The organism is Streptomyces sp. NPDC057010, assembly GCF_042673805.1.
Taxonomy (GTDB): Bacteria; Actinomycetota; Actinomycetes; order Streptomycetales; family Streptomycetaceae; genus Streptomyces.
Genome location: NZ_JBHUSC010000070.1, coordinates 18,824 through 29,060, shown reverse-complemented (window position 1 = coordinate 29,060; position 10,237 = coordinate 18,824). Strand labels below are relative to the sequence as shown.

The window sequence follows — 10,237 nt, the reverse complement described above, 5'->3', positions numbered from 1 at the left end:
ATCCACCGAAGTGGACGGGGTATCAACTTCTGGCGTTGATTTTTGGCACGCTGTTGAGTTCTCAAGGAACGGACGCTTCCTTTGTACTCACCCTCGCGGGTTTTCCTCCGGGCTTTCGTTCTTGCGTTTCAGACTCTATCAGAGTCTTTCGCGCTTGCTTTCCGGGGTCTTCGCTTTCGCGTTTTCCCTTTCCGGCGATTCCGACTCTATCAGATTCTTTTCCGTGCCGTTTCCGGTTGGATTGGAATTCCGATGGCCTTCGGAGGGCCTTTCCCTTTCGGGTGGATCAGACTTTATCAGGTCTTCCTGAGTGCTGATTGCCACCCGCCCGCGTGACAGGTACAGGCACACGTGTGTGCCCGGGTGTCGTGCGGGGTGGAGTCGTAAACGTACTGGAGCGGGGCCCCCGGATGCAAATCCGGTTGCCCCGCTCCGGTGAGGTCGCTACGGCGAGGGTCAGACCTCGACGACGACCGGGAGGATCATCGGGCGGCGGCGGTAGCTGTCCGAGACCCACTTGCCCATCGTGCGGCGGATGAGCTGCTGGATCTGGTGCGGCTCCGCCACGCCGTCGGAGGCCGCGCGTGCGATGGCCTCCTCGATCTTCGCGACCACCGGGCCGAAGGCGGAATCCTCGATGCCGGAGCCGCGGGCCTGGATGTTCGGGCCGCTGACGACCTTGCCGGTGGTGCTGTCCACCACGACGTAGACCGAGATGATGCCCTCGTCGCCGAGGATCCGGCGGTCCTTGAGCGAGGCCTCGGTGACGTCGCCGACCGAGAGGCCGTCCACGTACACGTAGCCGGCCTGGACCTTGCCGGAGATGCGGGCCTTGCCGTCGATCAGGTCGACGACCACGCCGTCCTCGGCGATGACGATGCGGTCCTTCGGGACGCCCGTCATGGCGCCGAGCTCGGCGTTGGCGCGCAGGTGACGCCATTCGCCGTGGACCGGCATCAGGTTCCGCGGCTTGCAGATGTTGTAGAAGTACAGCAGCTCGCCGGCGGAGGCGTGGCCGGAAACGTGCACCTTGGCGTTGCCCTTGTGCACGACGTTGGCGCCCCAGCGGGTCAGGCCGTTGATCACGCGGTAGACCGCGTTCTCGTTGCCCGGGATGAGGGACGACGCCAGGATCACCGTGTCGCCCGGGACGATCCGGATCTGGTGGTCGCGGTTGGCCATGCGGGACAGGGCCGCCATCGGCTCGCCCTGGGAACCGGTGCAGACCAGGACGACCTCGTGGGGCGGCAGGTCGTCGAGGGTCTTGACGTCCACGACGAGGCCCGGCGGCACCCTCAGGTAGCCCAGGTCCCGGGCGATGCCCATGTTGCGGACCATCGAGCGGCCGACGAAGGCGACCCGGCGGCCGTACTCGTGGGCGGCGTCGAGGATCTGCTGGATGCGGTGCACGTGGCTGGCGAAGCTGGCCACGATGATGCGGTGGTGGGCGTTCGCGAAGACGTTCCGCAGGACGGTGGAGATCTCCCGCTCCGGCGGGACGAAGCCCGGGACCTCGGCGTTCGTCGAGTCCGAGAGGAGGAGGTCGATGCCCTCTTCGCTCAGACGCGCGAAGGCGTGCAGGTCGGTGAGGCGCTTGTCCAGCGGGAGCTGGTCCATCTTGAAGTCGCCGGTGGCGACGACCATGCCCGCGCCGGTCCGGATCGCGACGGCCAGCGCGTCCGGGATGGAGTGGTTGACGGCGATGAACTCGCAGTCGAAGGGGCCGAGGTTCTCGCGCTCGCCTTCCTTCACCTCGAGGGTGTAGGGGCGGATGCGGTGCTCCTGGAGCTTCGCCTCGATGAGGGCCAGCGTCAGCTTGGAGCCGATCAGCGGGATGTCCGGCTTCTCCCGGAGGAGGTACGGGACGGCGCCGATGTGGTCCTCGTGGCCGTGCGTGAGCACGATGCCGTCGATGTCGTCGAGGCGGTCCCGGATGGACGTGAAGTCCGGCAGGATCAGGTCGATGCCCGGCTGCTCCTCTTCGGGGAAGAGGACACCGCAGTCGACGATCAGCAGGCGGCCGTCGTACTCGAAGACGGTCATGTTGCGGCCGATCTCGCCGAGGCCACCCAGGGGGGTGACGCGCAGGCCGCCCTTGGGCAGCTTGGGCGGCGGACCGAGTTCCGGATGCGGATGGCTCAAAAGTCTCTCCTCACCACGCACGCCACGTACCTCGGAAGGCACGTGGCGCGCATGTCATTCGTGCACTTGCTGTTGTCTTTTTCGATCATGCTTATTCAGTTGTGAAGTCTGTTGTCAGAGCTGTACCCCGCCGGCGGCAAGATCGATCTTGAGCTGGGCCGTCTCTTCGTCGGACAGCTCGATCAGCGGGAGCCGCAGCGGCCCTGCGGGCAGGCCCTGCAGGTTCAGGGCGGTCTTGGTGGTCATCACGCCCTGGGTGCGGAACATGCCGGTGAAGATCGGGAGCAGCTTCTGGTGGATCTCGGCGGCCTTCTGGACGTCTCCGCCCAGGTGCGCCTCCAGCATGGCGCGCAGGTCGGGGGTGACCACGTGGCTGACCACGGAGACGAAGCCGACCGCGCCGACCGACAGGAGCGGCAGGTTCAGCATGTCGTCGCCCGAGTACCAGGCCAGGCCGCTGCGCGCGATGGCCCAGCTGGCGCGGCCGAGGTCGCCCTTGGCGTCCTTGTTGGCCACGATACGGGGGTGCTCGGCCAGCCGGACCAGGGTTTCCGTCTCGATCGGGACACCGCTGCGGCCGGGGATGTCGTAGAGCATGACCGGCAGGCCGGTGGCGTCCGCGATCGCCGTGAAGTGCCGGTAGAGGCCCTCCTGCGGCGGCTTGCTGTAGTACGGGGTCACGGCCAGCAGACCGTGCGCGCCCGTGGCCTCGGCCTGGCGGGCCAGCTCGAGGGTGTGGCGGGTGTCGTTCGTGCCGATGCCGGCGACCACGTGGGCGCGGTCTCCGACGGCTTCGAGGACGGCTCGTACGAGGTCGTTTTTCTCCGCGTCGGTGGTGGTCGGCGACTCGCCGGTGGTGCCGTTGATGATCAGGCCGTCGTTGCCTGCGTCCACCAGGTGGACGGCGAGCTGCTGCGCGCCGTCGAGGTCGAGAGTGCCATCCGCCGCAAAGGGCGTGATCATGGCGGTGAGGACCCGCCCGAAGGGGGTCTGCGGAGTCGAGATCGGAGCCATGGGTAACACGCTACTCGCTGCCATGCTCGCGGTGTCCCCTCGGGGGACCGTCAACAGAGTGTTGGAGCCCGGCACTGCCTGCTCGGGGGTTCAAGCAGTGCCGGGTCCGTTTGATCAGCCTAGATGAACTTTACGAAACGTCGCAATACGGACACTTAGGACTTGACTCCGTACATCTGTACGTTGCAGCCATATCGACCCTTACGGGGCAACGCGACCGTTGGCGTTGTAGGCCGCGTACGTGAGCGGCATGAGCTCCGCCCAATGCTGCTCCATCTTCTCGCCGACCATCTCGATCTCCCGCTGCGGGAAGGACGGGACGGTCGCGAGCTCGTGCTGCGTACGGAGACCGAGGAAGTGCATCAGCGAGCGGGCGTTGCAGGTGGCGTACATCGAGGAGAAAAGTCCGACGGGCAGGACCGAACGGGCAACCTCCCGGGCGACGCCCGCGGCGAGCATCTCCTGGTACGCCTCGTAGGCCTGGCGGTACGAGTCCTCCATGACGCGGCCGGTCAGCTCCTGCTGCGCCTCGGTGCCCTCGACGAACACGTACTTGCCCGGGCGGCCCTCCTGGACGAGCTTGCGCTCGGCGTCCGGGACGTAGAAGACCGGCTCCAGCTCCCTGTAGCGGCCCGATTCCTCGTTGTAGGACCAGCCGACCCGGTGCCGCATGAACTCGCGGAACACGAAGATCGGGGCGCTGATGAAGAAGGTCATCGAGTTGTGCTCGAAGGGGCTGCCGTGGCGGTCGCGCATCAGGTAGTTGATGAGGCCCTTGGAACGCTCCGGGTCCTTCTGCAGCTCCTCCAGCGACTGCTCGCCCGCCGTGGAGACGCGGGCGGCCCACAGCACGTCGGAGTCGGCGGCGGAGTGCTTCACCAGCTCCACCGTCACATCACTGCGGAAGCTGGGTTTCAGATCTGAAGCGGCGGTCTCGCTCACCGGGGGTCCTTCCGAACGGGTCTCTCATGGGGCGCGCCCACTCTACGGCGCTCCCCGCGGCTCCCGACGCAGGCTCCGGGAGCGGCCGGGGCCCCCGGACAGCTGACGCACAGCCATAAAATTTGGTTAATGTCCCGAAATCCGGCACCGATTGGGCGGCTCGCACGTCCTATCTGATGGCAACCACTGATCGTGAAGAGTGAGGAGCGTCCCTTCATGTTCCGCCGGCGCGAGCCCGTCCCGTTCGCCTTCGTCGCCGAGGCCGACCGTTTCCGAAGCAACGTCACTCCGCCGCCGCGCGAGAGTCTGAGCAAGACGCAGATCGCCGCCCGTAGTCTGGTCGGCCTGACCGTGGTCGCGGGGCTCGCCGGCTCGCTGCTCTTCGGCATGCCCGCGCTGGAGCCCGCGAAGGCGCCCGCGAAGTCGCAGCAGTCGGAGGCGTCCGAGGGGCGGTAGCCTCACGGTCACAGCCCAACCGAACGTGCATGTGAGTGAGGTCCAGCCGTGCCCCTGCCCTTCCTGACGGCCGACGGTGTGTCCGACGCGGATGACGACGGCGACGGCGCCGGTGACGAGGCCCTGGCCCACGTCGACCACGACCGCTGGCGCCGGCCCTACCGGCCGGGTCCCTGGCGGGTGGCCGGGGCCGCCCTGCTGCTCCTGCTCTCCGCCTTCATGCTGCTCGCCACGATGATCGTGGCCTTCGCGGGCGCCGCGGGCGGGGCCGTGATCTGCCTGATCGCCGCGCTCGCCGTCGTCGGGACGGCCGTGCAGTTGCTGCGTGCGGGCGTCTGGGTGAGCCGGGCGGGACTGCGCCGGGTGGGGTTCTTCAGGACCCGCTCGATCGCGTGGAGCGAGATCGACGAGCTCCGTACGGTGCAGCAGCCGGTGCGCTGGCTGGGTCTGCCGCGGACCGTGCAGGGGCAGGCGCTGACGGTGGCCGGGCGCGGCAGCGCCGAGCTGCCGGTGCTGCTGACCGACCACAACGCCGATTTCCTGTCGCGGGCCGAGGCCTTCGACCGGGCCGCCGACGAGGTCGGGGCGTGGGCGGAGGAGTACCGGCCGGTGCCCGCCTGAGCCGTCGGCCGGGCCGCGCGGGCGCGAACAGTGCGTACGGGAAGCCCGTACAGGTGTCAGACCTGTACGGGCTTCCTGTCATGCAGGGCGATCGCCCGCTGCATGGCCTTGCGGGCCCGCGGGGTGTCGCGGGCGTCGTGGTAGGCGACCGCGAGGCGGAACCAGGTGCGCCAGTCCCCCGGCGCGTCCTCGGTCTCGGCCTTGCGGCGCGCGAAGACCTCGTCGGCGGAGTCCCGCAGGATCCGGCCGTAGCGGTCCCGTTCGAGTTCGTCGACGGGGAGTCCGCCCTCACGCTCCAGTTCGGCACCGAGCTGGTTGGCCTTCGTGACGAACCGCGTGTTCTTCCACAGGAACCACACGCCGATGACCGGCAGGATCAGCACGGCCACGCCGAAGGTGACGGTGAGCCAGGTGCCGTGCCGGATCAACAGCAGGCCCCGGCTGCCGACCAGGACGAAGTAGACGACCAGGACGGCGGCGGTGAGGAAGTACGTGATCTTCGCGCGCATGGTGCTAGTGCCTCATCAGCCGAGGTCGAGGAAGTTTTCCAGGCCGAAGGTGAGGCCCGGGGTCTGCGTCACGCGGCGGGCGCCGAGCAGGATGCCCGGCATGAAGCTGCTGTGGTGCAGGGAGTCGTGACGGATGGTCAGGGTCTCTCCCTCGGCGCCGAGGAGCACCTCCTGATGGGCCAGCAGGCCGCGCAGGCGGACCGCGTGCACCGGGACGCCGTCGACGTTCGCGCCGCGCGCGCCGTCGAGGGCGGTGGCGGTGGCGTCGGGCTGCGGGGCGCAGCCGGCCTCGGCGCGGGCGGCCGCGATGAGCTGCGCCGTACGGGTCGCCGTGCCGGAGGGCGCGTCGACCTTGTTCGGGTGGTGCAGCTCGACGACCTCGACGGACTCGAAGTAGCGGGCGGCCTGCGCGGCGAACTTCATCGTCAGGACGGCGCCGATGGAGAAGTTCGGTGCGATGAGCACACCGGTCTGCGGGGACCCGGCGAGCCAGGTGTTCAGCTGGGCGAGGCGGTCCTCGGTCCAGCCCGTGGTGCCGACCACGCCGTGGATGCCGTGGCGGACGAGGAAGTCCAGGTTCCCCATCACCGAGGCGGGGGTGGTCAGCTCGACCGCGACCTGGGCGCCGGCGTCGACCAGCGTCTCCAGCTTGTCGCCGCGGCCGAGGGCCGCCACCAGCTCCATGTCGTCGGCGGCCTCGACCGCCTTGACGGCCTCGGAGCCGATGCGGCCCTGAGCACCGAGGACTGCCACGCGCAGCTTGCTCATGTTGCTTCCTTCACTCACGTACGGGACTAGGCGACGACGACTTCGTCGAGGCGGGCGGCCTGCTTTTCCTTGAGCGCGCCGATCACCGCGAGCGAGGGCCGCTGGGCCAGTACATCCTGGGCGACCGAGCGGACGTCGTCCGGGGTCACGGCGGCGATCCGGGCCAGCATGTCGTCGACCGACATCTGGTCGCCCCAGCAGAGCTCGCTCTTGCCGATGCGGTTCATGATCGCGCCGGTGTCCTCCAGTCCGAGGACGGTGGAGCCGGAGAGCTGGCCGATGGCCCGCCTGATCTCGTCGTCGCTCAGCCCGTCGGTGGCGACCTTGTCGAGTTCGTCGCGGCAGATCCGGAGCACGTCGTGGACCTGGTTGGGGCGGCAGCCCGCGTAGACGCCGAAGAGTCCGGTGTCGGCGAAGCCCGAGGTGTACGAGTACACGCTGTAGGCCAGGCCGCGCTTCTCGCGGACCTCCTGGAAGAGGCGGGAGGACATGCCGCCGCCGAGGGCGGTGTTCAGTACGCCCAGCGCCCAGCGGCGCTCGTCGGTGCGGGCCAGGCCGGGCATGCCGAGGACCACGTGGGCCTGCTCGGTCTTGCGGCTGACCAGGTCGACGCGGCCGGCGGTGCGGATGCGCTTGGCTCCGGTGCGCGGGCCGATCGGCTCGGCGTCGGTGCGGGTCAGGGCGCCGGCCTTCTCGAAGGCGGCGCGGACCTGGCGTACGACCTTGTTGTGGTCGACGTTGCCGGCGGCGGCGACGACCAGGTGGGTCGGGTCGTAGTGCTTCTTGTAGAAGCGGCGGATCCGGTCGGCGCCGAGCGCGTTGATCGTGTCGACGGTGCCGAGGACGGGACGCCCGAGGGGGGTGTCGCCGAACATGGTCTTCGCGAACAGGTCGTGCACGCAGTCGCCCGGGTCGTCCTCGGTCATCGCGATCTCTTCGAGGATGACCCCGCGCTCGGCGTCGACGTCCTCCTCGCGGATCAGCGAGCCGGTGAGCATGTCGCACACGACGTCGATGGCCAGCGGCAGATCGGTGTCGAGCACCCGCGCGTAGTAGCAGGTGTACTCCTTCGCCGTGAAGGCGTTCATCTCGCCGCCGACCGCGTCGATCGCGGCGGAGATGTCGAGGGCGCTGCGCTTGTGCGTGCCCTTGAAGAGGAGGTGCTCCAGGTAGTGCGTCGCGCCGTTCAGCGTGGGCGTCTCGTCGCGGGAGCCGACGTGCGCCCAGATGCCGAAGGTGGCGGAGCGGACGGAGGGCAGCGTCTCGGTGACGATGCGCAGTCCGCCGGGGAGGACCGTGCGCCGGACGGTGCCGATGCCGTTCTGCCCCTTGAGGAGGGTTTGGGTACGGGCGACGGCCCGCCCCTCCGAAGAGGGGCGGGCCGTCACACGGGAACTACGCGACATCACTTGTCGGAGTCGTCCTTGTCGGCCTCGTCGCCGGCGGCCTCGCCGTCGATCACGGGGATCAGGGAGAGCTTGCCGCGCTGGTCGATCTCGGCGATCTCCACCTGGACCTTGGTGCCGACCGCGAGCACGTCCTCGACGTTCTCCACGCGCTTGCCACCGGCGAGCTTGCGGATCTGCGAGATGTGCAGCAGGCCGTCCTTGCCGGGGAGCAGGGAGACGAAGGCACCGAAGGTCGTGGTCTTGACGACCGTACCCAGGTAGCGCTCGCCGACCTCCGGCATGGTCGGGTTGGCGATGCCGTTGATCGTGGCGCGGGCGGCCTCGGCGGCCGGGCCGTCGGCGGCACCGATGTAGATGGTGCCGTCGTCCTCGATCGTGATCTCGGCGCCGGTGTCCTCCTGGATCTGGTTGATCATCTTGCCCTTGGGGCCGATGACCTCGCCGATCTTGTCCACGGGGATCTTGACGGTGATGATCCGCGGGGCGTTGGGGGACATCTCGTCCGGCGTGTCGATCGCTTCCATCATCACGTCGAGGATGTGGAGGCGGGCGTCGCGGGCCTGCTTGAGGGCCGCGGCCAGGACGGAGGCCGGGATGCCGTCCAGCTTGGTGTCCAGCTGGAGGGCGGTGACGAACTCCTTGGTGCCGGCGACCTTGAAGTCCATGTCGCCGAAGGCGTCCTCCGCACCGAGGATGTCGGTGAGGGCGACGTAGTGGGTCTTGCCGTCGATCTCCTGGGAGATCAGGCCCATGGCGATACCGGCGACGGGGGCCTTGAGGGGCACACCGGCGTTCAGCAGCGACATGGTGGAGGCGCAGACCGAGCCCATGGACGTCGAACCGTTGGAGCCGAGGGCCTCGGACACCTGACGGATCGCGTAGGGGAACTCCTCGCGGGTCGGGAGGACCGGCACGATCGCGCGCTCGGCGAGCGCGCCGTGGCCGATCTCGCGGCGCTTCGGCGAACCGACGCGGCCGGTCTCGCCGACGGAGTACGGCGGGAAGTTGTAGTTGTGCATGTAGCGCTTGCGGGTCACCGGGGAGAGGGTGTCCAGCTGCTGCTCCATGCGGAGCATGTTGAGGGTGGTGACGCCCAGGATCTGGGTCTCGCCACGCTCGAACAGCGCCGAGCCGTGCACGCGCGGGATGGCCTCGACCTCGGCGGCGAGGGTACGGATGTCCGTGATCCCGCGGCCGTCGATGCGGACCTTGTCCTTGATGACGCGCTCGCGCACCAGGGCCTTGGTCAGGCTGCGGTAGGCGGCGGAGATCTCCTTCTCGCGGCCCTCGAAGGCCGGGAGGAGCTTCTCGGCGGCGATCTCCTTGACGCGGTCCAGCTCGGCCTCGCGGTCCTGCTTGCCCGCGATGGTCAGCGCCTGGGAGAGCTCGCCCTTGACGGCGGCCGCGAGGGCCTCGTACACGTCGTCCTGGTAGTCCAGGAAGACCGGGAACTCGCCCTCGGGCTTGGCGGCCTTGGCGGCCAGGTCGGCCTGGGCCTTGCAGAGGACCTTGATGAACGGCTTCGCGGCCTCGAGGCCCGCGGCGACGATCTCCTCGGTCGGCGCCTCGGCGCCGCCCTTGACGAGGGCGATGGTCTTCTCGGTGGCCTCGGCCTCGACCATCATGATCGCGACGTCGCCGTCCTCGAGGGTGCGGCCCGCGACGACCATGTCGAAGACGGCGTCCTCGAGCTCGGTGTGCGTCGGGAACGCGACCCACTGGCCCTTGATCAGCGCGACGCGGACGCCGCCGATCGGGCCGGAGAAGGGCAGGCCGGCCAGCTGGGTGGACGCGGACGCGGCGTTGATCGCGATGACGTCGTACAGGTGGTCCGGGTTGAGCGCCATGACGGTGGCGACGACCTGGATCTCGTTGCGCAGGCCCTTCTTGAAGGACGGGCGCAGCGGGCGGTCGATCAGGCGGCAGGTGAGGATCGCGTCCTCGGAGGGGCGGCCCTCGCGGCGGAAGAACGAGCCGGGGATCTTGCCGGCCGCGTACTGGCGCTCCTCGACGTCCACCGTCAGGGGGAAGAAGTCGAGCTGGTCCTTGGGCTTCTTCGACGCGGTGGTGGCGGACAGCACCATCGTGTCGTCGTCCAGGTAGGCAACGGCGGAGCCGGCGGCCTGGCGGGCCAGACGGCCCGTCTCGAAGCGGATGGTGCGGGTGCCGAAGGAACCGTTGTCAATGACGGCCTCGGCGTAGTGGGTCTCGTTCTCCACTAGCGTTTTCTCCATTTTCGTCGTCTCCGTCCGCCGCCCGTGTGGCGGTGGACGGTTGCGGAGAAGCGCGCCTGGCCTGGGGCCGGTCTTCGATCGAAGCATCCGGTTCGCTGCCCTCGGGGGCATTCCGGGTGCCACTACCGAGGACCGGCGGCGT

Annotated in this window: 9 protein-coding genes; 2 read left to right on the top strand and 7 right to left on the bottom strand. The window is 68.9% G+C overall.

Annotated features, from left to right (window positions below):
- Window positions 1-456: 456 nt before the first annotated feature.
- From ACFTXQ_RS33450 to thyX, 3 genes are all read right to left on the bottom strand, one after another.
- Window positions 457-2,142: a ribonuclease J gene (locus tag ACFTXQ_RS33450; RefSeq protein WP_382648432.1), complete on the bottom strand. Its 1,686-nt coding sequence runs from the start codon at window positions 2,140-2,142 to the stop codon at window positions 457-459.
- A gap of 114 nt (window positions 2,143-2,256) precedes the next feature.
- Window positions 2,257-3,156, bottom strand: coding sequence for a 4-hydroxy-tetrahydrodipicolinate synthase (gene dapA / locus ACFTXQ_RS33445; protein ID WP_382648429.1), 900 nt, complete (start codon window positions 3,154-3,156; stop codon window positions 2,257-2,259).
- 201 nt (window positions 3,157-3,357) lie between these two features.
- Complete coding sequence (gene thyX, locus ACFTXQ_RS33440) at window positions 3,358-4,098, bottom strand: FAD-dependent thymidylate synthase (RefSeq protein WP_382648426.1); 741 nt, start codon at window positions 4,096-4,098, stop codon at window positions 3,358-3,360.
- 216 nt (window positions 4,099-4,314) lie between these two features.
- Here thyX and ACFTXQ_RS33435 point away from each other — a divergent pair, with 216 nt between their 5' ends.
- Window positions 4,315-4,554, top strand: a complete 240-nt coding sequence (locus ACFTXQ_RS33435) for a hypothetical protein (RefSeq protein WP_382648423.1) — start codon at window positions 4,315-4,317, stop codon at window positions 4,552-4,554.
- Window positions 4,555-4,602: 48 nt separating this feature from the next.
- A complete protein-coding gene (locus ACFTXQ_RS33430) occupies window positions 4,603-5,175 on the top strand; it encodes a PH domain-containing protein (protein WP_382648420.1) in 573 nt (190 codons plus the stop codon).
- A gap of 56 nt (window positions 5,176-5,231) precedes the next feature.
- Here ACFTXQ_RS33430 and ACFTXQ_RS33425 read toward each other — a convergent pair whose 3' ends face one another.
- The 4 genes from ACFTXQ_RS33425 to ACFTXQ_RS33410 are packed head-to-tail and all read right to left on the bottom strand — an operon-like array spanning window position 5,232 to window position 10,080.
- Window positions 5,232-5,684 carry a hypothetical protein gene (locus ACFTXQ_RS33425; RefSeq protein WP_382648417.1) on the bottom strand — a complete coding sequence of 151 codons (453 nt, stop codon included), beginning with the start codon at window positions 5,682-5,684 and terminating at the stop codon, window positions 5,232-5,234.
- 15 nt (window positions 5,685-5,699) lie between these two features.
- Window positions 5,700-6,452 carry a 4-hydroxy-tetrahydrodipicolinate reductase gene (gene dapB, locus ACFTXQ_RS33420; RefSeq protein WP_382648414.1) on the bottom strand — a complete coding sequence of 251 codons (753 nt, stop codon included), beginning with the start codon at window positions 6,450-6,452 and terminating at the stop codon, window positions 5,700-5,702.
- Between the two features lie 26 nt (window positions 6,453-6,478).
- The gene (locus ACFTXQ_RS33415) at window positions 6,479-7,861 is read right to left on the bottom strand and encodes a M16 family metallopeptidase (protein ID WP_382648411.1); all 1,383 of its coding nucleotides are present in this window, start codon (window positions 7,859-7,861) and stop codon (window positions 6,479-6,481) included.
- Entirely contained in the window at window positions 7,858-10,080 is a 2,223-nt protein-coding gene (locus tag ACFTXQ_RS33410; RefSeq protein WP_382648435.1) for a polyribonucleotide nucleotidyltransferase, read from the bottom strand. Before ACFTXQ_RS33410 ends, ACFTXQ_RS33415 begins: the two co-directional genes overlap by 4 nt.
- Between the last annotated feature and the right edge of the window lie 157 nt (window positions 10,081-10,237).

What these genes read in the sequence shown, in the direction of transcription:
- dapB (WP_382648414.1), bottom strand. Translation starts at nt 6,452, where the DNA reads ATGAGCAAGCTGCGCGTGGCAGTCCTCGGTGCTCAGGGCCGCATCGGC.
- dapA (WP_382648429.1), bottom strand. Translation starts at nt 3,156, where the DNA reads ATGGCTCCGATCTCGACTCCGCAGACCCCCTTCGGGCGGGTCCTCACC.
- ACFTXQ_RS33435 (WP_382648423.1), top strand. Translation starts at nt 4,315, where the DNA reads ATGTTCCGCCGGCGCGAGCCCGTCCCGTTCGCCTTCGTCGCCGAGGCC.
- ACFTXQ_RS33425 (WP_382648417.1), bottom strand. Translation starts at nt 5,684, where the DNA reads ATGCGCGCGAAGATCACGTACTTCCTCACCGCCGCCGTCCTGGTCGTC.